The sequence below is a fragment of the Bradyrhizobium genosp. P genome (assembly GCF_049949265.1).
Lineage (GTDB): Bacteria > Pseudomonadota > Alphaproteobacteria > Rhizobiales > Xanthobacteraceae > Bradyrhizobium.
This window is the reverse complement of sequence record NZ_CP188195.1, coordinates 9,841,187-9,863,109: the sequence shown is the minus strand read 5'-3', so window position 1 is coordinate 9,863,109 and position 21,923 is coordinate 9,841,187. Positions and strand designations below refer to the sequence as shown.

Annotated in this window: 17 protein-coding genes; 9 read left to right on the top strand and 8 right to left on the bottom strand. The window is 64.5% G+C overall.

Annotation, left to right across the window (positions count from 1 at the left end):
• Positions 1-13 precede the first annotated feature (13 nt).
• Positions 14-439, top strand: coding sequence for a DUF1330 domain-containing protein (locus ACP2YO_RS47420; RefSeq protein ID WP_426437997.1), 426 nt, complete (start codon positions 14-16; stop codon positions 437-439).
• A 215-nt stretch (positions 440-654) separates the two neighbouring features.
• Here the strand turns inward: ACP2YO_RS47420 and ACP2YO_RS47415 are convergent, their stop codons facing one another.
• Both ACP2YO_RS47415 and ACP2YO_RS47410 read right to left on the bottom strand, forming a co-directional pair.
• The gene (locus tag ACP2YO_RS47415; protein ID WP_426437996.1) at positions 655-1,881 is read right to left on the bottom strand and encodes an ABC transporter substrate-binding protein; all 1,227 of its coding nucleotides are present in this window, start codon (positions 1,879-1,881) and stop codon (positions 655-657) included.
• A gap of 401 nt (positions 1,882-2,282) precedes the next feature.
• Entirely contained in the window at positions 2,283-3,503 is a 1,221-nt protein-coding gene (locus ACP2YO_RS47410; protein WP_426437995.1) for an ABC transporter substrate-binding protein, read from the bottom strand.
• Between the two features lie 201 nt (positions 3,504-3,704).
• Between ACP2YO_RS47410 and ACP2YO_RS47405 the strand changes: the two genes are divergently transcribed.
• Positions 3,705-4,229: a methylated-DNA--[protein]-cysteine S-methyltransferase gene (locus tag ACP2YO_RS47405; RefSeq protein WP_426437994.1), complete on the top strand. Its 525-nt coding sequence runs from the start codon at positions 3,705-3,707 to the stop codon at positions 4,227-4,229.
• A gap of 158 nt (positions 4,230-4,387) precedes the next feature.
• On the opposite strand, the gene ACP2YO_RS47400 is transcribed toward ACP2YO_RS47405, so the two are convergent.
• Complete coding sequence (locus ACP2YO_RS47400) at positions 4,388-7,183, bottom strand: [protein-PII] uridylyltransferase (protein WP_426437993.1); 2,796 nt, start codon at positions 7,181-7,183, stop codon at positions 4,388-4,390.
• A 246-nt stretch (positions 7,184-7,429) separates the two neighbouring features.
• Here ACP2YO_RS47400 and ACP2YO_RS47395 point away from each other — a divergent pair, with 246 nt between their 5' ends.
• Together ACP2YO_RS47395 and ACP2YO_RS47390 are read left to right on the top strand one after the other, a co-directional pair.
• On the top strand, positions 7,430-7,939 hold the full coding sequence (locus tag ACP2YO_RS47395; protein ID WP_426437992.1) for an OsmC family protein: 510 nt from the start codon (positions 7,430-7,432) through the stop codon (positions 7,937-7,939).
• A gap of 160 nt (positions 7,940-8,099) precedes the next feature.
• On the top strand, positions 8,100-8,900 hold the full coding sequence (locus ACP2YO_RS47390; protein ID WP_426437991.1) for a hypothetical protein: 801 nt from the start codon (positions 8,100-8,102) through the stop codon (positions 8,898-8,900).
• A 95-nt stretch (positions 8,901-8,995) separates the two neighbouring features.
• Here ACP2YO_RS47390 and mutS read toward each other — a convergent pair whose 3' ends face one another.
• Positions 8,996-11,725, bottom strand: a complete 2,730-nt coding sequence (gene mutS / locus ACP2YO_RS47385) for a DNA mismatch repair protein MutS (protein ID WP_426437990.1) — start codon at positions 11,723-11,725, stop codon at positions 8,996-8,998.
• A 308-nt stretch (positions 11,726-12,033) separates the two neighbouring features.
• On the opposite strand from mutS, the gene pcaF reads away from it, so the two are divergent.
• The 4 genes from pcaF to ACP2YO_RS47365 all read left to right on the top strand — a co-directional run bounded on the left by pcaF (position 12,034) and on the right by ACP2YO_RS47365 (position 15,913).
• Positions 12,034-13,242, top strand: a complete 1,209-nt coding sequence (gene pcaF / locus ACP2YO_RS47380) for a 3-oxoadipyl-CoA thiolase (RefSeq protein ID WP_426437989.1) — start codon at positions 12,034-12,036, stop codon at positions 13,240-13,242.
• A gap of 105 nt (positions 13,243-13,347) precedes the next feature.
• The gene (gene pcaH / locus ACP2YO_RS47375; protein ID WP_426437988.1) at positions 13,348-14,049 is read left to right on the top strand and encodes a protocatechuate 3,4-dioxygenase subunit beta; all 702 of its coding nucleotides are present in this window, start codon (positions 13,348-13,350) and stop codon (positions 14,047-14,049) included.
• On the top strand, positions 14,050-14,649 hold the full coding sequence (gene pcaG, locus ACP2YO_RS47370) for a protocatechuate 3,4-dioxygenase subunit alpha (protein WP_426437987.1): 600 nt from the start codon (positions 14,050-14,052) through the stop codon (positions 14,647-14,649).
• A gap of 94 nt (positions 14,650-14,743) precedes the next feature.
• The gene (locus ACP2YO_RS47365; RefSeq protein WP_426437986.1) at positions 14,744-15,913 is read left to right on the top strand and encodes a Gfo/Idh/MocA family protein; all 1,170 of its coding nucleotides are present in this window, start codon (positions 14,744-14,746) and stop codon (positions 15,911-15,913) included.
• A gap of 218 nt (positions 15,914-16,131) precedes the next feature.
• Here ACP2YO_RS47365 and ACP2YO_RS47360 read toward each other — a convergent pair whose 3' ends face one another.
• From ACP2YO_RS47360 to ACP2YO_RS47345, 4 genes are all read right to left on the bottom strand, one after another.
• The gene (locus tag ACP2YO_RS47360; RefSeq protein ID WP_426437985.1) at positions 16,132-17,442 is read right to left on the bottom strand and encodes an ABC transporter substrate-binding protein; all 1,311 of its coding nucleotides are present in this window, start codon (positions 17,440-17,442) and stop codon (positions 16,132-16,134) included.
• Between the two features lie 324 nt (positions 17,443-17,766).
• Positions 17,767-19,323 carry a DHA2 family efflux MFS transporter permease subunit gene (locus ACP2YO_RS47355; RefSeq protein ID WP_426437984.1) on the bottom strand — a complete coding sequence of 519 codons (1,557 nt, stop codon included), beginning with the start codon at positions 19,321-19,323 and terminating at the stop codon, positions 17,767-17,769.
• A 240-nt stretch (positions 19,324-19,563) separates the two neighbouring features.
• Positions 19,564-20,730: an HlyD family secretion protein gene (locus tag ACP2YO_RS47350; RefSeq protein ID WP_426437983.1), complete on the bottom strand. Its 1,167-nt coding sequence runs from the start codon at positions 20,728-20,730 to the stop codon at positions 19,564-19,566.
• Complete coding sequence (locus tag ACP2YO_RS47345) at positions 20,723-21,202, bottom strand: MarR family winged helix-turn-helix transcriptional regulator (RefSeq protein WP_426437982.1); 480 nt, start codon at positions 21,200-21,202, stop codon at positions 20,723-20,725. Before ACP2YO_RS47345 ends, ACP2YO_RS47350 begins: the two co-directional genes overlap by 8 nt.
• A gap of 155 nt (positions 21,203-21,357) precedes the next feature.
• Here ACP2YO_RS47345 and ACP2YO_RS47340 point away from each other — a divergent pair, with 155 nt between their 5' ends.
• The gene (locus ACP2YO_RS47340) at positions 21,358-21,843 is read left to right on the top strand and encodes a Fur family transcriptional regulator (RefSeq protein ID WP_426437981.1); all 486 of its coding nucleotides are present in this window, start codon (positions 21,358-21,360) and stop codon (positions 21,841-21,843) included.
• Positions 21,844-21,923: the final 80 nt, after the last annotated feature.

The following is a 21,923-nucleotide window of genomic DNA, read 5'->3' as shown; positions in this document are numbered from 1 at the left end:
AAGGGAGTGCCGCATGGGCCACATCGATCCGACCAAGGAAGTCTTCGCGCAATTCCGGGACAACAACCGGCCCGGCCCGATCCATATGCTCAACCTGGTCCGCTTGCGGGAACAGGCCGCCTATCCCGACGGCCGCAAGGCGACCGGCGCGGAAGCCTATGCCGCCTACGGCCGCGAAAGCGGCCCGGTGTTCGAGCGGCTCGGCGGCCGCATCGTCTGGCAGGGAAAGTTCGAGCTGATGCTGATCGGCCCCGAGGCCGAGCGCTGGGATCACTGCTTCATCGCGGAGTATCCTGATGTCAGCGCCTTCGTCGAGATGATCCGCGATCCCGTCTATCGCGAGGCGGTGAAGCATCGCCAGGCCGGCGTCGAGGATTCGCGGCTGATCCGGCACGCAGTGCTGCCGGTGGGGAAGACGTTCGGAGAGATTCCTAAATAACTGCGCTCAAAGCCATGAGCGCTCTCCATCCCCGTCATCCTGAGGCGCGAGCTCTTGCGAGCCTCGAAGGATGAATCGGCCCCACTCGTAGCCGTCGGCCCTTCGAGGCTCGCTTCGCGAGCGCCTCAGGGTGACGGGGATAGATTGGAATGCGCGGACAAAAATAAAATCGGCGGCCCGAAGGCCGCCGATCGCATCTCGCATCGACCAATCCACTAGCCCGCCGGACCTACGTCCTCGAGGATCGGGCCGAACAGTTCCCAGCGCTCACCGTTGAACTTCATCATCTGAAGCTGCTTGTTGACGCGGTAGTCGGTCGGCGAGGTGTTGGCCTTGATGCCCGGCAGGGCGATGTCGGTCGCGACATCCTTCATCGAGGCGGCCTGCTTCATGACATTCTCGCGCGTCAGATCGTCACCGCACTGCTTCAGCACCGTCACCAGCATTTGCGCGGTGGCGTAGCCATAGGTGTTGAAGTTCGAGTTCTTGTCGCCGTCGGGATAATACTTGGCCATGAAGTCGAAATACCGCTTCATGCCGGCATCATCCTTCCACTGCGGGTCGGCCGGATCCTTGCCGTAATTCGTGCTGATCAGTCCCTTGGACGCATCCAGGCCCGCCGGCTGCAGCACCGCGCCGACCGAGGTGGCGTTGATGTCGACGATCTGGACCGGATGCCAGCCCATTTCGTAGATCTTCTTGATCGCCTGCGCGGCCTGCTTCGGCGTCGAGGCCGAGAAGAACAGATCTGCGCCGGCATCCTTGATCTTGATGACCTGCGAGTCGATGGTCGGATCGGAGACCTCGTAGGAGGCTTCGGCCACGATCATCTTGGCCGCCTTTTCGCCAAGGCCGGCCTTGATGCCGTTCAGATAGTCCTTGCCGAGGTCGTCGTTCTGATAGAGCACGCCGACCTTGGCGTCGGGATGCTGTTTCAGGATATACTGGCCGTAGATCCGGCCTTCGACGAAATAGTTCGGATTGAAACCCATCGTCCACGGGAAGTTCTTCGGGTCGGTGAACTTCGAGGCGCCGGTGGCGGCGAACAGCTGCGGCACCTTCTTGGCGTTGAGATATTTCTGCACGGCCGCATTGGACGGCGTGCCGACGATCTGGAAGGTCAGCAGTACCTCGTCGCTCTCGACCAGCTTGCGCGCCTGCTCGACGGCCTTCGGCGGCGAATAGGCGTCGTCATACTGGATCAGGTTGATCTTGCGGCCGTTCACGCCGCCTTGGTCGTTGATCATCTTGAAATAGGCGGCCTGGGTCTTGCCGATGCTGGCATAGGCGGATGCCGGTCCAGAAAAGGGCACGGTCTGGCCGATCTTGATCTCGGTGTCGCTTGCGCCGGAATCGTACTTCTTCTGCGCGTAGGCCGAAGACGCCGACAGCACGACGGCGAGCGCCGTCGCCGCGACCAGGTGGAAAATCCCATTCCTCATAATGCTGCTTTCCTCACGTGATTGATGTTGAGCCGATGATCTTGCCCACGAGTCCAAATTCCCGCAGGTCGCCATCGCTTGCGCCGGATACTGGAGGAACCCTTGTTGCGACGCAAGACGAGCCGCGCCGAAAAGGTGAACGATTCCAGTGAACGAAAGTAGGGGGCGGCGCAAAAGGCGGCGGGGCGCACGGTTCGGTCTGGCTTCGCCTCGCCCCGCTTGCGGGGAGAGGTCGCATCGTATCGAAGATGCGATGCGGGTGAGGGGGAGTCTCCGCAAAACTCTTCTGTCGTCGCATATGCGGAGAGTGCCCCTCACCCCGACCCTCTAAGAGCGAGCTACGCTCGTCTCGACCCCGCAAGAGCGGGGCGAGGGGGCGCAGTCTTGCCGTGGAAAGGCTGCTAGCCCGCCGGGCCGGTGTCCTCGATGATCGGGCCGAACAGCTCCCAGCGCTCGCCGTTGAATTTCATCATCTGCATCTGCTTGTTGATGCGGTAGTCGTTCGGTCCTGTCGTGATCGACATGCCGGGCAGCGCGAGGCTCGGCACGAAGTTCTTCAGGCTGGTCACCTGCTTCATCAGGTTCTCGCGGGTGAGGTCGTCGCCGCACTGCTTGAGCACCTGCACCAGCAGCTCCGCGGTCGAATAGCCGTAGGTGTTGACGGTGTTGAGCTTGTCGCCCTCCGGGTAATATTTGTCCATGAAGGCGAAATAGGCCTTCAGGCCGGAATCGTCCTTCCATTGCGGATCGGCCGGGTCCTTGCCGTAGTTGGTCGAGATGATGCCTTTGGAGATGTCGAGGCCGGCGGGTTTCAGCGTCGCCGACACCGGGCTCGCATTGATGTCGAGGATGTGCACCGGCTTCCAGCCGAGATCAGCGACCTTGCGGATCGCCTGCGCCGCGAATTTCGGCGTCGAGGCGTCATACAGCAGATCGACGCCGGCGGACCTCAACTTGACGATCTGGGAATCCACCGTCGGGTCGGTCAGTTCATAGGACGCCTCGGCGACGATCATGGTCGCGGCCTTGTCGCCGAGCCCGCTTTTCAGTCCGGTGATGTAGTCGCGGCCGAGATCATCGTTCTGGTAGAAGATGCCGATCTTTGCGTTCGGGTAATTGGCCAGGATATATTTGGCGTAGATGCGTCCCTCGGACTGGTAGTTCGGATTGAACGCGATGGTCCAGGGTGCGGCGACCGGATCGGAGAAGCGCGACACCCCGGTCGAGGCCAGCAACTGCGGCACCTTCTTGCCATTGAGATATCTTTGCACGGCGGCGTTCGACGGCGTGCCGATGATCTGGAAGGTGAACAGCACCTCGTCGCTTTCGACCAGCTTGCGCACCTGCTCGACCGCTTTCGGCGGCGAATAGGCGTCGTCATACTGGATCAGGTTCAGCTTGCGGCCGTTGATGCCGCCCTGATCGTTGATCATCTTGAGATAGGCAGCCTGGGTCTTGCCGATGCCGGCATAGGCCGACGCAGGCCCCGAGAACGGCACGGTCTGGCCGATCTTGATCTCGGTGTCGGTCGCGCCGATGTCATATTTCTTCTGCGCGGCGGCGGATGTGATCGACAACGCGATCGCCAGCGCAGTCGCAGCGAGAAAATGCACGCTCCTCATATCGTGACCTCCCATGTTGCCGATGATCTTGTCCGCGAGCTATCCGCCGGCGGATGTCACCGTTGGCAGGGATGATGGAGGAACGATGATGGCATTGCAAGGCGATGCCGCCTGCACGCAGTGTCGCGGGATTCGGGTGGACGCCGGCAGCCAGTCAGTGAAAGAGTGCCATGGAGCGCTGCCGATGTCCGTGAGACGATGATGACCGCCCCGAAGACGATCCAGACCTTCAACCTCGACCGCCTGACGACGCCGATCGGCATGGCGCTGCTGGTGACCGATGATGACGGTGCGCTGCGCGCGCTCGACTGGGACGATTACGAAGCGCGGATGCTCGAGCTGCTGCGCCTGCACTACGGCGCGGTGGCGTTGCGGGATGGCCGTGCGCCGCGTGATCTGCTGCGCGCGCTCGGCGGCTATTTCAAGGGCGATCTCGATCGGCTCGCCGCTATCGAATGGCGTGTCGCCGGCACACCGTTCCAGCAGAAGGTATGGCACGCGCTGCCGAAGATCCCGCCCGGCACCACCATGAGCTACGGCGCGCTGGCGGCGAGACTGCAGGCGCCGAACGCGATGCGCGCGGTCGGCCACGCCAACGGCTCGAACCCGATCAGCGTCGTCCTGCCCTGCCACCGCCTGATCGGCGCCAACGGCTCGCTGGTGAAGTACGGCGGCGGGCTGGAAAGGAAGCGCTGGCTGCTGCGGCACGAGGGGGTGGAGGTTTAGCGCGATGTTCTCCCTCTCCCCGTTCTTACGGGGAGAGGGTCGGGGTGAGGGGCTCGATCCGCATCAATTGTGAGGGACGTGTTCGCGGAGACTCCCCCTCACCCGGATCGCATTCCATGCGATCCGACCTCTCCCCGCAAGCGGGGCGAGGTGACTTCTTAGGCCGCCGGCTTCGCCGCGTTGTCCTCGCTCGACAGCAGATGCAATAGTGCGCTCTTGATCGCGGCTTGCCGGGTCGGGGCGTTGATCTGGGCGCCGAGCAGGTCGGTGACGTAGAACACGTCGCGGGCGCGCTCGCCGAAGGTCGCGACATGGGCCGAGGCGATGTTGAGGTTGAGCTTCGAGATCGCGGTCGTGAGCTGGTAGAGCAGGCCGGGCCGGTCGAGGCCGGAAACCTCGATCACGGTGTAGCGGTCCGACCATTGGTTGTTGACGATGACCTCGGGCTCGACCACGAACGGCCGCGCCTTGCTGCGCACCGTGCGCTGCGCCACCGCGTCCGGCAGCCGCAGCTTGCCTTCCAGCACGTCCTCGATCATTTCGCCGATCCGGGTGGCGCGCCGACCCTCGTCCTCGTCGCGGTCGTATTCGCGCGAGATCGAGATGGTGTCGAGCGCGCGGCCGTCGGTCGTGGTGTAGATCTGCGCGTCGACGATGTTGGCGCCGGCGGAGGCGCAGGCTCCCGCGATGATCGACAGCAGCCAGGGATGGTCGGTCGCGAGGATCGTCAGCTCGGTGACGCCGCGCATCTCGTCGAAGCCGACATTGATCGCGAGCTTGTGCCCGGCCAGCTCGCTGGCGCGGATGAAGCGCGCCTGGCGAATTTTGCGCGGCAGCTCGACCTTGAGCCAGTAGGCCGGATAATGCCGGCCGATATAGGCGTTGAGCTCGATTTCCGGCCATTCGGTGAAGGCCTGACGGAATTCGGCCTGCGCCACCGCGATGCGCTGGGCGCGGTTCACCTCCGAGAAGCCGCCGGTCAGCACCGGTTCGGTCTCGTAATACAGCGTGCGCAGAAGCTGCGCCTTCCAGCCGTTCCAGACGCCCGGACCGACGCCTCTGATATCGGCGGTGGTCAGGATGGTCAGCAGCTTCATCTGCTCGACCGACTGCACGACGGCTGCAAAATTCTCGATCGTCTTATGGTCGGACAGGTCGCGCGATTGCGCGACGGTGGACATCGTCAGGTGCTCCTCGATCAGCCAGGCCACCAGCTCGGTATCGGCGGCGGAGAAGCCGAGTCGCGGACACAGCCGCCGCGCCACCTTGGCGCCGGCGATCGAGTGATCCTCAGGCCGGCCCTTGGCGATGTCATGCAGCAGCGTGGCGATATAGATCACCGGGCGGTGCTCGGGGCGGATCTTGCGGAACAGGTCGCTGGCGACCACGAATTCTTCGCTGGCGCCGCGCGCGATCTCCTGCAGGAAGCCGATGCAGCGGATCAGATGTTCGTCCACCGTGTAGTGGTGGTACATGTTGAACTGCATCATCGACACGATCTTGCCGAAGGCGCGGATAAAATGGCCGAGCACGCCGGTCTCGTTCATCCGCCGCAGCACGATCTCCGCATTGTCGGAGGTCAGGATCTCCATGAACAGGCGGTTGGCTTCCTCATTCTCGCGGAGCTGGGTGTTGACCAGCTTCAGCGAGCGCGTCACCGTGCGCATCGCGTCGGGATGGAAGGCGAGGTTGTTCTTCTGCGCGAGGCGGAAAATCCGGATCAGGTTGACCGGGTCCTGCTTGAAGACATCCGGCGCGGCGAGATTGATGCGGTTGTTGTCGACGATGAAGTCGTCGCTCTCGGGAACGCGCCGCCGCTTGGCGCCGCCGGGGCGGAAGCGCGCCACCATGCGGCTCAGCACCGGCGCCGGCTTCTTCTGCTCCTCCTCCAACCTTGCGCACAGGATCGCGGTAAGGTCGCCGACGTCCTTGGCGATCAGGAAGTAGTGCTTCATGAAGCGCTCGACGTCCTGCATGCCGGGATGCGAGGTGTAGCCGAGACGGATCGCGATCTCGCGCTGCATGTCGAACGACAGCCGCTCCTCCGCGCGCCCGGCGAAGAAGTGCAGATTGCAGCGCACCGACCAGAGGAAATCGGCGCAGCGCCGGAAAATGCGATACTCTTGGGCGTCGAACACGCCGCGCTCCAGCAGCTCGTCGGTGTCGCTCACCCGGTAGACATATTTGGCGATCCAGAACAGCGTGTGCAGGTCGCGCAGGCCGCCCTTGCCATCCTTCACGTTCGGTTCGACCAGATAGCGCGACTGGCCGGCGCGGCGGTGCCGCTGCTCGCGCTCGGCGAGCTTTGCGGTGACGAATTCGGATGCGGTGCCTTGCACGACTTCCTTGTCGAAGCGCTCGACCAGCTCGTCATAGAGCGGCTGGTCGCCGGTCAGGAACCGGGTCTCCAGGATCGCGGTGCGGATCGTCATGTCGCCACGCGCCTGGCGGATCGATTCATCGACCGAGCGGGTGGCGTGGCCGACCTTCAGCCCCATGTCCCAGAGGCAGTAGAGGATCGCCTCTGCGACCTGTTCGCCCCAGGCGGTCTGCTTGTAGGGCAGGATGAATAGCAGATCGATGTCGGACTCCGGCGCCATCAGGCCCCGGCCATAGCCGCCGGTCGCGACCACCGCCATGCGCTCGGCGCTCGAGGGGATCGGCGAGTGATAGAGATGCCTGGTTGCCGCCGCGTAGAGAATGCGGATGATCTCGTCCTGCATGAAGCAGAGCCGCTCGGCGCAGCGGCGGCCGTGACGGTCCTTCAGCAGCAGCGCCTGCGCCTTGTCGCGCGCCGAGATCATCTCGGCCTTGAGCAGCTGTGCCATCGCGGCACGGAACTGGTCCTCGCGGCCGGAATGCGTCTCGGCGAGGGCATTGATCGCAGCGGTGACCCGCGCGGTCTCGAAACGATCGTCCGCGTGAGGGCGGCTCTCGGCTACGACGCTGTCCATGACTTAATCCGATTAAAGGACCGGGCGCGTGCTGTCACGGTCGATTCGGCGCAACCAGCCGATCCATGGCGGCTTCGCGCCCTCCCGAGGCATTCCTGCATTCACGATGATGACGTCACCGTCCATCCAAACGCTTAACTTGTTGAACTGTAACATGAACTTTTTTGGTCTCGCAATCTTACGTCGTGACACCGGCCCGATTGGGAGGTACATCGATGTATAAGAAGAACAGCCGGGAGCAGTACCATGGACTCCGCCGAACTCCGCGCAATGCAGGCCCCGATCAAGGAGCGCTACAAGACCGATCCCTCGGCCGCCGTGATCACGTTGAAAGCCAAGGGCACGATCGACAACGAAAGCCTTTCCTGCAAGGTCGAGACCGGCCGCGCGCTCGCGGTGGCCGGCCTCCACCCCGCCACCGGCGGTTCCGGGCTCGAACTCTGCTCCGGCGACATGCTGCTGGAGGCGCTGGTCGCCTGCGCCGGCGTCACCTTGAAATCGGTCGCGACCGCCGTCGAGGTGCCGCTCAAGACCGGCAACGTGTTCGCCGAGGGCGATCTCGATTTCCGCGGCACGCTCGGCGTCGACAAGGAGGCGCCGGTCGGCTTCCGCGAGATCCGCCTGCGCTTCGACGTCGGCACCGACGCACCGCAGGACAAGCTCGACCTGCTGCTGAAACTCACCGAGCGCTATTGCGTGGTCTATCAGACCATCAAGAATGGCCCGAAAGTGTCGGTCTCGATGAAGCGGGTGTGATCTGATGAAGCGAGTTTAGCCCCGTCGCCCCGGCGAAAGCCGGGCCCATACGCCGTGTCCTCTCGATTCAAGCCCCGCTGTTCGACGGCTTTCGCCCCCCACGGGCCGTCGTGGTTATGGGTCCCGGGTCGCGCTTCGCTTGCCCGGGACGACGGATAGCATGCCCCCCGAACTCCACTTCCTCCTCACGCTCGTCCTGCGCATGGCCATCACGGCCGCCTTCGTGGTCAGCGCCTCCATCATCACGGAGCGTTCGGGCCCGGTGATCGGCGCGCTGGTCGCGACACTGCCGATCTCGGCGGGGCCGTCCTATACCTTCCTCGCGCTCGACCATGACGCCGCCTTCATCGCCAAGGGAGCGCTGGCGAGCCTGCCGGTCAACGCGGCGACGATTCTGATGGGTCTCGTCTATGCCGTGCTGGCGCAGCGCTTCAGCATGTGGATCAGCGCCGGCACGGCGATCGCGGTGTGGCTGGTGCTCGCCACCATCATGCGGCAGTTCGAGTGGACGCTCGCCGCCGGCCTGATCGTCAACGCCATCACCTTTGCGATCTGCGTTCCGCTGCTCAAACCCTATCGGCACGTTGCGAAGATGCCGCTGTTGGCCCGGCGCTGGTACGACATCCCGCTGCGCGCAGCGCTGGTTGCCACGCTGGTCGCAACCGTGGTCACGACCTCGGGCTGGGTCGGTCCGCGCGTCACCGGTGTGATGGCGCTGTTTCCGATCGTGTTCTCCTCGATGATGCTGATCCTGCATCCGCGCATCGGGGGTCCTGCGACCGCCGCCGTGCTCGCCAACAGCGCCTGGGGCCTGCTGGGCTTCGGCCTCGGGATCGCGGTGCTGCATGTCGCGGTCGCGCAATTCGGCTCGGCGATCGGACTCTGCATTGCACTCGCCACCTGCATCGCGTGGAATTTGACGCTGTGGTGGAATGGGCGGCGGAAGCGGTCGCGAATTTAGATATCGTAGGATGGGTGGAGCGTAGCGATACCCATCATTCTGTCGGCCAGAAAATTGATGGGTATCGCTGCGCTCCACCCATCCTACGGCACCGTCTATGCCTTCGGCAGCTTGGCCTTCAATGCATACAGCGCATCCAGCGCCTCGCGCGGCGACATCTCGTCGGGATGCAGGGCCTTCACCGCCTGCATCAACAGCTCGGCTTCGCTCGGCGGCGCGGCCTCGGCGGCGGCGCGCGATGGCACCGCGAACAACGGAAGGTCATCGACCAGCGCACGCGCGGTCTGGCCGCGGTCCTGGGCCTCGAGTTTCGCCAGCACCGATTTGGCGCGCGCGATCACGGCGGGCGGGAGACCTGCGAGCTTCGCGACCTGGATGCCATAGGAGCGGTCGGCCGAGCCCGGCAGCACCTCGTGCAGGAACACGACGTCGCCGTGCCATTCCTTCACCCGTACCGTGGCGTTGAACATCCGCGGCAGCCTGGCCGAGAGCGCGGTCAGCTCGTGATAATGCGTGGCGAACAGCGTCCGGCAGCGGTTGCTCTCGTGCAGATGCTCGATCGCAGCCCAGGCGATCGACAGGCCGTCGAAGGTCGCAGTCCCGCGGCCGATCTCGTCGAGGATCACCAGCGACCGCTCGCTCGCCTGGTTGAGGATCACGGCGGTCTCGACCATCTCGACCATGAAGGTCGAGCGTCCGCGCGCCAGATCGTCAGCGGCGCCGACACGCGAGAACAGCCGGTCGACGATGCCGATCCGCGCCCGCGACGCCGGCACGTAGCTTCCGATCTGCGCCAGCAGCGCGATCAGCGCGTTCTGGCGCAGGAAGGTCGATTTGCCGGCCATGTTCGGACCGGTGATCAGCCAGAGCTGGCCGGATTTTTGCGCAGGCGCCGGCGAGAGATCGCAGGCGTTGGCGATGAACGGCTGGCCGTCCCGCTTCAGCGCCTGCTCGACCACCGGATGGCGGCCGCCTTCGATGGCAAAGCCGAGCGAGCCGTCGACCTCTGGCCGCACGTAATTGTCGTCGATCGCGAGCTTGGCCAGCGCGGTCGCGACGTCTAGCATTGCAAAGGCATGCGCGGCATTGCGCAGATCGTCGCTGGCCGCGAGCGCCATCGCGCTCAGCCGTTCGAAGATCTCGAGCTCGAGGTTGAGCGACCGCTCGCCGGCGTTCGCAATCTTTGCCTCGATCTCGCCGAGTTCCGAGGTGGTGAAGCGGACTTGGCCTGCCAGCGTCTGGCGATGGATGAAGGTCGCGTTGAGCGGCTGCGCCATCAGCTTGTCGCCGTGCTGCGCGGTTACCTCGACGAAATAGCCGAGCACATTGTTATGCCGGATCTTCAGCGTCTTGATGCCGGTGTCTTCGGCATAGCGCGCCTGCATCGCGGCAACGACGAGGCGGGAGGCGTCGCGCAAATTGCGGCTCTCGTCGAGGGCTGCTTCATAGCCCTCGCGGACGAAGCCGCCGTCACGCTTGATCAGCGGCAGTTGCTCGGACAGCGCGCGGGAAAATTCCTGCGCGAGATCGCGCGAGAGGCGGCGCAGCGCCGCCATCACCGCGGCGACCTCGGCCGGCGGATTGTCGGTCAGCGCCAGCAGGTCCAGCGCCTGGTCGGCGGCGAGGATGCCGTCGCGCAAGCCAGCGAGATCGCGCGGCCCGCCACGGCCGACCGAGAGCCGCGCTAGCGCGCGCGACATGTCGGGCGCCGCGCGAAGGACGGTTCTGATATCCTCGCGCGCCGCGCTGTCGGCGACGAAGGCCGCGATCGCATCGAGCCGCCGCGCGATCACGGCAGCGTCGGTAAGGGGCGCGGCGAGGCGCTGTGCCAGCAGCCGCGAGCCCGCGGCCGTGACCGTGCAATCGATCGCATCGAGCAGCGAGCCGCGGCGCTCGCCGGCCAGCGTCCGCGTCAGTTCGAGATTGGCGCGGGTGGCCGGATCGATCGCCATCGTGGTGCCGGCGGCCTCGCGGGTCGGCGGTGACAGCGGCGGGCGCTTGCCCACCTGGGTGCGGTCGATATAGGTGACGGCGGCGGCGGCGGCGGTCGCCTCCAGCCGCGACATCGCCGACAGGCCGTCCATGGTCGCGACCGCGAAATAGTCGCACAGCCGACGCTCGGCGGTGGCGCCGTCGAACACGTCGCGGGTCAGCGGCGTCACCGCCGGCAGTTCGCGCAATACGGGGGCGAGTTCGGTGTCGCCATAGAGCGCGTCGGTGACGATGGCCTCGTTCGGGTTGATGCGCGCCAGCGTCGCCGCCAGTTCCGCGGTCGCGCACTCCGTCACCATGAATTCGGAGGTCGAGATGTCGATCCAGGCAAGCCCAAGCCGGTCGGCGCCGGATGAGCCACGGGCGCGGGCGATCGCGATCAGATAATTGTTGGTGCGGGCATCGAGCAGCGTGTCTTCGGTCAGCGTGCCCGGTGTCACCAGCCGCACCACGCCGCGGCTCACCACGCTCTTGTTGCCGCGGGCACGGGCGGCCGCCGGATTCTCGGTCTGCTCGCACACCGCAACGCGGTGGCCGGCGCCGATCAGACGATGCAAATAATCTTCGGAGCGTTCGACCGGCACGCCGCACATCGGAATGTCCATGCCCTGATGCTTGCCGCGCTTGGTCAAGACGATGCCGAGCGTCTTCGAGGCGATCTCGGCGTCCTCGAAGAACAGCTCGTAGAAATCGCCCATCCGGTAGAACAGCAGCAGGCCGGGATGGGCGGACTTGATCTCCAGGTACTGTTCCATCATCGGCGTGACGCGCGACGGCGCGTCAGTGGCGGATGTGGCCTCGGGCGGAACGGGGATGGGCTGCTGAATGGTCATCAAAGCGTTTTCGAGAGAAGTGGGCACCGGTTCGCGTGAAGAAAACGCGTCAGAAGAGAACCTGGAGCGGGTTCTGATTTCATCAGAACCCGGCTACAGGGGGCGGAAACTACAAAATTTTTCAGCGTGGTCCTACCGGTGGCGGTGGGGTTTTCCACCCTCTCCACGGTATTGGACATGACAGACCTCACGGTATTGCGCTGATGACGCGCAGCCGCGTCAATTGACCTGCCGGGGGCACACTCCTAAAACTCGCCCCAAGTTCCAGCCATCCAGCGCCTAAACGACGGCATTCAGGGAGAAATTCAATGCGTGATGTCTATATTTGCGATGCCGTCCGGACTCCGATCGGCCGTTTCGGCGGCTCGCTCGCCAAGGTGCGCGCCGACGACCTCGCCGCGGCCCCGATCAAGGCGCTGATGGCCAAGCACCCGACGCTGGACTGGACGCAGGTCGACGAAGTCTTTTTCGGCTGCGCCAACCAGGCTGGCGAGGACAACCGCAACGTCGCGCGTATGGCGCTATTGCTGGCCGGCCTTCCCGATTCGGTTCCCGGCCAGACCTTGAACCGGCTGTGTGCGTCGGGCCTGGACGCGGTCGGCGCTGCGGGCCGTGCCATCCGCGCCGGCGAGATCGATCTCGCGATCGCCGGCGGCGTCGAATCGATGACGCGCGCGCCGTTCGTGATGGGCAAGGCCGCTGAAGCGTTCTCGCGCTCGGCTGACATCTACGACACCACGATCGGCTGGCGCTTCATCAATCCGCTGATGAAGGCGCAGTACGGCGTCGACGCGATGCCGGAGACCGGCGAGAACGTCGCCGAGGAGTTCCAGATCTCGCGCGCCGATCAGGACGCCTTCGCGATCCGATCGCAGCAGCGCGCGGGTGCCGCGATCGCGGCAGGCTATTTCGCCGAGGAGATCACCCCGATCCAGGTGCCGGGCGGCAAGGCCGGACCCATTACGGTCGACAAGGACGAGCATCCGCGGCCCGAAACCACGCTCGAAGGTCTCGCCAAGCTGAAGCCGATTGTGCGCAATCCGGGCACCGTGACCGCGGGCAATGCGTCCGGCGTCAATGACGGTGCCGCTGCGATGATCCTGGCCTCAGAAGCCGCCGTGAAGAAGCACGGACTGACCCCGCGTGCGAAAATCCTTGGCCTTGCCTCGGGTGGCGTGCCGCCGCGCATCATGGGCATCGGCCCGGTGCCGGCCGTCCGCAAGCTGGTCGAGCGGCTCGGCATCAAGGTGTCGGACTTCGACCTGATCGAACTCAACGAGGCCTTCGCCTCGCAGGGCATCGCCGTTCTGCGCCAGCTCGGCGTCAAGGAAGATGCCGATTTCGTCAATCCGCATGGCGGCGCGATCGCGCTCGGGCATCCGCTCGGCATGAGCGGCGCGCGGCTGGCGCTGACCGCCGTGCACGGCATGGAGAAGCGGGGTGGAAAGCTTGCCTTGGCAACTATGTGCGTCGGCGTCGGCCAGGGCGTCGCACTCGCGATCGAAAAGTTGAACTAGGCCAACAGCTTGGAAGGGCTGAAAACAGCCCTTCCCGGGATTGGTTATGTTCGATAATGATCGGCGGCAGGGCTCACCGGCGTGTGGCCTGCGGAGGCATCAGCCATGACCTTACAGTATCCGTTGCAGTCGCTTGCGGCGCATCCGGCACGGTTGTCGCCGGCCTACCGCTCGACCGTGAAGCGGTCGCCGCAAAAGCCGCTGATCCCGATGCGGCACACGCTCTCCGAACTCACCGGCCCGGTGTATGGTCATGAGACCGTCCGCGAGCACGACAACGACCTCACCATCCAGGCCAAGGGCGAGCCGCTCGGCGAACGCATCATCGTGCATGGCCACGTGCTGGATGAAGACGGCCGCGGTGTACCGAATACGCTGATCGAGCTGTGGCAGGCCAATGCCTGCGGCCGCTACGTCCATGTCGTCGACCAGCATCCGGCGCCGCTCGATCCGAATTTCACCGGCGCCGGCCGCACCCAGAGCGACGGGAGCGGCTACTACAAGTTCGTCACCATCAAGCCCGGCGCCTATCCGTGGGGCAATCACCACAACGCATGGCGGCCCGCGCATATCCATTTCTCGGTGTTCGGCCATTCCTTCGTTTCACGTCTGGTGACCCAGATGTATTTTCCGGGTGACCCGCTGTTCCCGTTCGATCCGATCTTCAACTCGGTGACGGACGAGAAAGCGCGGGCGCGGATGGTCTCGTCGTTCGATCTCGAGAATACCAAGCCGGAATGGGCGCTGTGCTACCGCTTCGATATCGTGCTGCGCGGGCAGAGCGCCACGCCGATGGAGACCAAATAAGTGTCGAACCCGCGTCCTGATGGCGTAACGCCCTCGCAAACCGTCGGTCCCTATTTCAAGTACGGCCTGACGCCTGGTGGCGCGTATGAATGGAACGACGCCTTCACCAACAACCTGCTGACGCCTGATGTCTCCGGCGAGCGCATCCGCGTCGAAGGCAAGGTCTATGACGGCGACGGCGCGGTGGTCCCCGACAGCATGCTGGAGATCTGGCAGGCCGATGCCCAAGGCCGCTTCTCCGATCCGCAGGACAAGCGCGCGCTGCCCAATTCGAGCTTCAAGGGCTTTGGCCGCTGCGGCACCGACGCGAGCGGCGGCTACGCGTTCGACACCATCAAGCCGGGCTCGGTGCCCGATCCCGACGGCAAGCCGCAGGCGCCGCATATCGTGCTCGCGGTATTCGGGCGCGGCATGCTGCTGCATCTCTACACGCGGATCTATTTCGACGATGAAGCCGGTAACGCGGCCGATCCCGTGCTGGCGCTGGTGCCCGCCGATCGCCGCGCCACGCTGATCGCCAGGAAGGCGGGGTCAAGCAACGTCTACACGCTCGACATCCACCTGCAGGGCGACAACGAGACGGTGTTCTTCGACGTCTGACACCGTTCGCCGGAAGGGCGCCGTCACAGGGAATGCGTTCGACGCGGTGATGGTGAAACGCTATTCTGCCTCCGCCTGAAGGGCGGAGCACCCCATGACAAAAATCAGGATCGGTCTGGCCGGCTGCGGCTTCGTGTCGGAGCTCCATATGGTTGCGTATCGGCGCGTCTACGGCGTCGATGTCGAGGTCAGGGCCGTCGCGGCGCGCGGCGATCATGTCGTCGAGTTCGCGCGCAAGCATCGGATTCCGACCGCCTATCGCAGCTTCGCCGAGCTGGTTGCCGACCGCGAGCTTGACGTCATCGACATCTGCACGCCGCCCAACCTTCATGCCGCGATGATCGTCGAGGCGATGCAGGCGGGAAAACACGTGATCTGCGAAAAGCCGTTCAGCGGCTATTTCGGCCGCGACGGCGACAAGCAGCCGATCGGAAAGCATGTGCCGAAGGCGCTGATGTACCAGCGCGTGATGGAGGAGATGGCGGCTACTCGCGCGGCGATCGAGAAGACCGGCAAGCTGTTCATGTATGCCGAGGACTGGATCTACGCGCCGGCGGTGACCAAGACCGCCGAGATCATCCGCGCCACCAAGGATAAGATCCTGTTCATGAAGGGCGAGGAGAGCCATTCCGGCTCGCATGCGGCGCATGCCGCGCAATGGGCCATGACCGGCGGCGGATCGTTGATCCGGATGGGCTGCCATCCGCTGTCGGCGGTGCTCTATCTCAAGCAGGTCGAGGCCCGTGCGCGAGGCGAGACGATCAATGTCGCCAGCGTGACCTGCGACGTCGGCAACGTCACTGATAGCCTCAAGCCGGAGGAGCGCACCTACATCAAGGCCAATCCGCTCGATGTCGAGGATTGGGGCACGCTGACCGCAACCTTCTCCGACGGCACCAAGGCCACGGTGTTCTCCGGCGACATGATCATGGGCGGGGTGCGCAATCTGATCGAGACCTACACCTCGGGCGGCTCGCTATTCGCCAACATCACGCCGAACACGCATCTGACAAGCTACCAGACCAGCGAGGAGAAGCTTGCCGGCGTCTACATCACCGAGAAGGTCGATCGCAAAACCGGCTGGCAATATGTCTGCCTCGAGGAGGAATGGACCCGCGGCTATTTGCAGGAGATCCAGGACTTCATGGAATGCGTCGCGACCGGAAGGCAACCGCTGGCCGATCTCGCGCTGGCGTTCGAGACGACGAAGGTGAACTACGCGGGCTATTGGGCCGCAGACGAGGGGCGGCGGGTGATGTTGTGAGATCGTGCGCGAGCAGCGGCGGCCCCTTCCTTACCTCGCCCCGCTTGCGGGGAGAGGTCGGATTGCATCGCGAGATGCAATCCGGGTGAGGGGGTACAGGTCTCGCCCGCATCGCATTCGCGGAGAGAAGCACCTCACCCCGACCCTCTAAGAGCGAGCTTCGCTCGTCTCGACCCCGTAAGAACGGGGCGAGGGGGCGCAGTCCCGATGCGACCATACTACGCCGCGTAGATCGAGCTCTTCGGCAGCGGGAACACCGGGTCCTGCGTCTTTATCTTCGTCGGCCAGACCACGGTGATACGATCGCCGGCGTTTTGCATCACGACCGGCGTCGAGCGCTCGTTCTGGCCGGACATCGGCGTATCGGGCGGGAAGAACTTCACGCCATAGCCCTGGATCGTGCCGCCAGCCGGGATGTCGACGTCGAGCGCCGCCTTGCGGACGGCTTCCGGATCGAAGCCGCCATACTTCTCCTGGGCGACCGGCAACACGTTGTTGAGCAGGATCCAGGTCTGGTTGAAGCCCATCGAGCAATGCGGCGGAACTTCCGTCGCGTTGGTCTTCGCCCGGTAGCGCGCGACCATGGTCTTGGTGAGATCGCCGACCCCCGGCGCGAGCTTGGCGGGATCGAGCAGTTGTGCCGGCACCGGGTCGATGTTGCAGAAATTGTCGATATCGGCGCCGAACGTCGCGCGCAGCTTGTCGAGCTGGCTGTAGCCCGCGCCGGCGCCGAACAGCATCTTGAACTTCAACCCGCTCTCGCGCGCCTGGCGCAGGAACAAGGTGATATCGGGGTTGTAGCCGGCATGCGAAATGATGTCGGCCTTGGCGCGCTTCAGCTTGGTGACCAGCACGGAGAGGTCGGGCGTCGAGGCCGAATAGCCTTCCTTGAGCACGATTTGCAGCCCGGCTTGTTTCGCAAACATCTCGTCGGCGGCGGCGACGCCGACGCCGTAGGGGCCGTCCTCATGGATCAGCGCGACCTTGACGTCCCTTGGCTCCATGCCGAGCATGGCCTTGGCGTGCTCGCCGAGGAAACCGCCAAAGGCCTCGCCGTACTGGTCGGAATGGATCTGCGCGCGGAAGACATAGTGCAGGTTCTTGTCCTTGAACACGGCGGTGGAAACCGCGGTCGTGATCCAGAGGATCTTTTTCTGCTGCTCGACCTTGGCGGCAAGCGGCACCGCGTGCGAGCTGGCAAAGACGCCCTCGAGGATGTCGACCTTCTCCTGGTCGATCAGGCGATTGGCCTCATTGATCGCGACGTCGGGCTTGCTTTGGGAATCGACGTTGACAGGGGCGATCTTGTGCTTGCCGCCGATGCCGCCCTTCTCGTTGACGAGATCGATCGCGATCTGCGTGCCGATCGAGGAGGCCACCGAGCCGCCGGCGGCAAACGGACCGGTCAGGTCGTAGATCACGCCGATGCGCACCGTCTCGGCCTGCGCCTGCGCGCGTGTCCAATCGAAGCTGAATGCAGCGGCGGCAGCCGCGGAAGTCTTCAGCAGCGTCCTGCGTGACGTCGGCATCGCGTCCTCCCCTGAAGCCGTCATTTGTGACGGGTTTTATTTTTTTGCGGAGTATTGGGAGGACGCACCGTAAAGTCAACGCGATTGCGCGCGCCGCGTCTCGTTCGTTAGGAGGTGCGCGCGGCCTTCCACGTTGTCATCGCCCCGCTCGACCGGGCGATCCAGTATTCCAGAGACTTTCGTGCTTGAGCCGATAGGCTGTGGCGTACTGGATCGCCCGCCGGAGCCCGTCATCGGGCGCGCATTCGTGCGATCCGGTGGCGGGCGATGACACCGAAAAGGACGCCGAGCGGTGTGACCGGGACGCGGAAGCTTGCCGAAATCCTAATCCATCACCGCGGCATGGTCGGACGGAGCGGACTGCTTGCGCAGCGCGGCCTTGGTCGAGCCGATCATGATGGCGAGCGGGATCGAGACCAGGATGAACACCATCACCAGCTGGTAGTCGTGCGAGAACGCGATGATCTGCGACTGCGCCGCCACCATCCTGTCGGCGAGCGCGCGGCCGCCATCGGTGTTGAGATTGATCATGCCGGCGACATCAGGCATCTGCAGCGCGTGGTTGAACGGGTTGATGTGTTCCGACAGCTTTGAATAGATGCGCCGCCCGCCTTCGGTGAGTTGCGCGATCACGACCGAGATGCCGACCGAGCTCGCGACGTTGCGCAGCAGCGTCAGCATCGAGGTGCCGTCAGTGCGCAGCTGGTTCGGCAGCGTCAGGAACGCCACCGTCGACAGCGGCACGAAGACGAGGCCGAAGCCGAAGCCCTGAACGACGCTGACGACGATAATCTCGCTCGACTGGGTCATGTCGGTCCAGCCGGTCATCTGGAACAGTGAGGCCGCGGTCAGCGACAGGCCGGTGATGATCAGCGTGCGCGCTTCGATGTAGCGCATCAGGCGGCCGACCAGCATCATCGCGACGAAGGTGCCGGCGCCGCGGGTTGCCAGCAGCAGGCCCGCGGTGATGATCGGATAGCCGACCACGTTCTGCAAATACGGCGAGGACAGCGCCATGGTCGAATACAGCACGAGGCCCATGACTGTCATGAACACGCAGCCGCCGAGGAAATTCTTGTCCCGGAACAGCGAGAACTGGATGAACGGCCTCTCCGCCGTCAGCGAATGCGCAAAGAAGAAGTAGAAGCCCACCGCCGAGACGATGAACTCGATCAGGATCTCGTTGGATTCCAGCCAGCCGAGCTGCTCGCCGCGGTCGAGCGCGAGCTGCAGCGCGCCGATCGCGATCGCGAGCGCGCCGAAACCGAACCAGTCGAAGCGCAGCTCGAGGTTCTGCTTGGTCTCGTCCATGAAAACGGCGAGGCCGAGCACGGTGAAGGCGCCGAACGGCAAATTGACGAAGAACACCCAGTGCCAGGAATAGGTCTCGGTCAGCCAGGCGCCGAGCGAGGGACCCATGATCGGGCCCATCATCACGCCCATGCCCCAGATCGACATCGCCTTGGCGCGTTCATGCAGGGCGTAGGAGTCGAGCATCACGGCCTGCGACAGCGGCACCAGCGCCGCGCCGAACACGCCCTGCAGCAGGCGGAACAGCACCATCTGGGTGATGTCCTGCGCCAGGCCGCACATCACCGAGGCGATGGTGAAGCCGGCCGAGCAAATGATGAAGATGCGCTTTCGCCCGAAGCGGTTGGCAATCCAGCCCACCGGCGCGGTCATGATCGCGGCCGCGACGATGTAGGAGGTCAGCACCCAGTTGATCTGGTCCTGCGAGGCCGACAGCGTGCCCTGCATATAGGGCAGCGCGACGTTGGCGATCGTGGTGTCCAGCGCCTGCATGATCGTCGCCGTCATGGCGCAGATCGTCACCATGTTCCGGCGCAGGCCGGGGACGGCGGACGGTGACGGTGCGTTCATTCAGTTCAGTCCTGTTGGTTTACAAGCGCGGGAGATCGCTTCTCCCGCGTACGGCCGGCGCAATCACATTTCGCGGCTGTCGTCCCCGCGAATGCGGGGACCCAGTATTGCAGAGGCCATGCCGTGAACCGCAAGGCCGCGGCGTACTGGGTCGCCCGGTCCCAGTGCGCAATTGCGCACAAGGCCGGGCGATGACAGCGGAGTATGTGAAGCAGGCGCCCACATATCGAGATCCCGTCTTCAATCCTCATGCGCCGCCGCGGGTGCCAGACCGAGCAGGCCGGCCAGCGAGCGGCGGTGGTTGGTGTCGATCGTCACATAGACGCTCATGCCCGCCTTCAGCTTCGAGACGAACTTGTCGTCCGGATCGAAATAGATGCGGACCGGCACGCGCTGCACGACCTTGACGAAGTTGCCGGTGGCGTTCTGCGGCGGCAGGATCGCGAACTGCGCGCCGGTGCCGGGCGACAGCGAGCCGATCGTGCCCTTGAATGCATGGTTCGGGAATGCGTCGACGTCGAGCTCGACCGGCTGGCCGACTGCGACATAGGTGAAGTCGCTTTCCTTCGGGTTGGCGTCGACCCAGGGGTGCTCGACGTCGATGACGGAAAACACCGGCGAACCCGCGGCGACGAAGCGGCCGAGCTGGATCTGGTCGACCTGGGTTGCAACCCCGTCCATCGGCGCGCGCAGCGTGGTGTGCTCGAGGTTGCGTTTCGCGTCGTCGAGCTTCGCCTTGGCCTGGGCGTAGGGCGGGAACTGCTCGATCGGCAGGTCGACATCGCCAAGCAATTGCGTCTTGGCATTGGAGACCTGCTGCTTGATGTACTGCGCCAGGCTCGCGGCCGTGACCTGCGCGTTCGCCGCGTTGTCGAGGTCGAGCTGCGAGCCGAAATTCTGCTTGGCGAGCGTCGTCTTGCGCTCGACGTCGCGCTGCTTCAGCTCGACGCTCTGCTCCGCGTATTCGAGCATCTTGGTGTTGATCTTGATGTTGGCGACCAGATTGTCATAGGTGGTCCTGGTCTGGTCGAGCGCCGCCTTGGCCTGGTCGACCGCCAGCCGGAAGGGCACCGGATCGATCTCGAACATCACGTCGCCTTGCTTGACGTGCTGTCCTTCCTTCACGACGATCTTGTCGATCTTGCCGGAGATCTCCGGCGTGATCAGCACCTTCTGCGCACCGACATAGGCATCGTCGGTGCCGACATAACGGCCGCCATTGAGATAGAACACGAGGCCGCCGATCGCAGCCACGATCGGCAGCACGACCAGCAACAGGGTACGACGATAGCGGCGCAGGCCGCCCATCAGGCTGCGGCGCGGCGCGGCATCGACCTTCTCCGGCGGCGTCGGCGACCCCGGATTGGCCTTCTGTTCGGGCGCGAGCTTGAGGACGGGTTCAGCCATAGCGCTGCTCTTTTCGGGAGGGCTCGCCGGCTGGGCTTTGGATGGCATTGCGAACGTTTTCCTTGATCGATTCCAGTTGGGTGAGCAGGCGATGCGCATCAGTGGGACTGATGCCCTCGAGCGCCGCCGCGGTAAGTTCGGAACGGAGGCCGGCCAGCTTGCCGAGCAGCGGGCGCGCGGCCTTCTTCAGGTAAAGCCGGTTGACGCGGCGGTCGGTCTCGTCGCTGCGACGCTCGATCCAGCCGGCGTCGCAGAGCTTGTCGATCAGCCGGGTCAGCGTGATCGGCTGCATCTCGAGCAGCTCGGCGAGCTCGGTCTGCTTCATGCCTTCGTTGCGTTCGACCTTGGCCAGCACGCCCCATTGCGCGCGGGTAATGCCGTAACGGGCGGCCTCCTTGTCGGCGTAGACGCGGATCAGCCGGAACACCTCGCCGAGCGTAAACAGAAAGTCCGCGTCCACGGAACCGCGCATAGGGGCCTGCCTCCATAAGCTTGGGATATAATAAGCTTGCTTATGGTTTCTTGATGGCGGGTTTACGGGAGGCTGCCCCGCATTGCGCACATGGCTTGAGGCAGGACCGCCGGAGGGCTTTGGGAACCGGTATAAAAATGCTACAAACCGGGCACATGAACCTGGCCAAGCCGACATTTCCTGCTCCCGACCACGATCACGGCCGCTGCGCCGCGGACGCGATGACGCATGCCGAGCAGGTTTGCACGCGCCGGGGGCAGAAATTCACCCCGATCAGGCGTCAGGTGCTGCAGGCGCTGTTGTCCAGCCACCGCCCGCTCGGCGCCTATGAGGTGATCGACGAACTGGCCAAGTCGATGCCGCGGCCGGCGCCGATTACCGTCTACCGCGCGCTCGACTTCCTGATGGAGAACGGCCTCGTCCACCGCATCGAGAGCCGCAATTCCTTCCTCGCCTGCGCGCATGACCACGACGAGACGTCGATGGTGGCGTTCCTGATCTGCGATCATTGCGGCTCCGTCGGCGAGATCCCGGCAGCGCCGGTCGCGCAAAGCCTGACCGCGGCGGCGCGGGCCTCGGGCTTCCTGCCAAAACTCTCCGTCGTCGAGATCGCCGGCACCTGCGCGCATTGCCAGAAATGATGTGGCGCGACCCGATACAAGACTGCATCCCCGTCATTGCGAGCGGAGCGAAGCAATCCATCTGGCCGCTCGCTGAGACA

Bases quoted from the DNA above. Each gene is read 5' to 3' on its own strand.
- ACP2YO_RS47420 (WP_426437997.1), top strand. From the start codon at position 14: ATGGGCCACATCGATCCGACCAAGGAAGTCTTCGCGCAATTCCGGGAC.
- ACP2YO_RS47415 (WP_426437996.1), bottom strand. From the start codon at position 1,881: ATGAGGAATGGGATTTTCCACCTGGTCGCGGCGACGGCGCTCGCCGTC.
- ACP2YO_RS47410 (WP_426437995.1), bottom strand. From the start codon at position 3,503: ATGAGGAGCGTGCATTTTCTCGCTGCGACTGCGCTGGCGATCGCGTTG.
- ACP2YO_RS47405 (WP_426437994.1), top strand. From the start codon at position 3,705: ATGACCGCCCCGAAGACGATCCAGACCTTCAACCTCGACCGCCTGACG.
- ACP2YO_RS47400 (WP_426437993.1), bottom strand. From the start codon at position 7,183: ATGGACAGCGTCGTAGCCGAGAGCCGCCCTCACGCGGACGATCGTTTC.
- ACP2YO_RS47395 (WP_426437992.1), top strand. From the start codon at position 7,430: ATGGACTCCGCCGAACTCCGCGCAATGCAGGCCCCGATCAAGGAGCGC.
- ACP2YO_RS47390 (WP_426437991.1), top strand. From the start codon at position 8,100: ATGCCCCCCGAACTCCACTTCCTCCTCACGCTCGTCCTGCGCATGGCC.
- mutS (WP_426437990.1), bottom strand. From the start codon at position 11,725: ATGACCATTCAGCAGCCCATCCCCGTTCCGCCCGAGGCCACATCCGCC.
- pcaF (WP_426437989.1), top strand. From the start codon at position 12,034: ATGCGTGATGTCTATATTTGCGATGCCGTCCGGACTCCGATCGGCCGT.
- pcaH (WP_426437988.1), top strand. From the start codon at position 13,348: ATGACCTTACAGTATCCGTTGCAGTCGCTTGCGGCGCATCCGGCACGG.
- ACP2YO_RS47365 (WP_426437986.1), top strand. From the start codon at position 14,744: ATGACAAAAATCAGGATCGGTCTGGCCGGCTGCGGCTTCGTGTCGGAG.
- ACP2YO_RS47360 (WP_426437985.1), bottom strand. From the start codon at position 17,442: ATGCCGACGTCACGCAGGACGCTGCTGAAGACTTCCGCGGCTGCCGCC.
- ACP2YO_RS47355 (WP_426437984.1), bottom strand. From the start codon at position 19,323: ATGAACGCACCGTCACCGTCCGCCGTCCCCGGCCTGCGCCGGAACATG.
- ACP2YO_RS47350 (WP_426437983.1), bottom strand. From the start codon at position 20,730: ATGGCTGAACCCGTCCTCAAGCTCGCGCCCGAACAGAAGGCCAATCCG.
- ACP2YO_RS47345 (WP_426437982.1), bottom strand. From the start codon at position 21,202: ATGCGCGGTTCCGTGGACGCGGACTTTCTGTTTACGCTCGGCGAGGTG.
- ACP2YO_RS47340 (WP_426437981.1), top strand. From the start codon at position 21,358: ATGAACCTGGCCAAGCCGACATTTCCTGCTCCCGACCACGATCACGGC.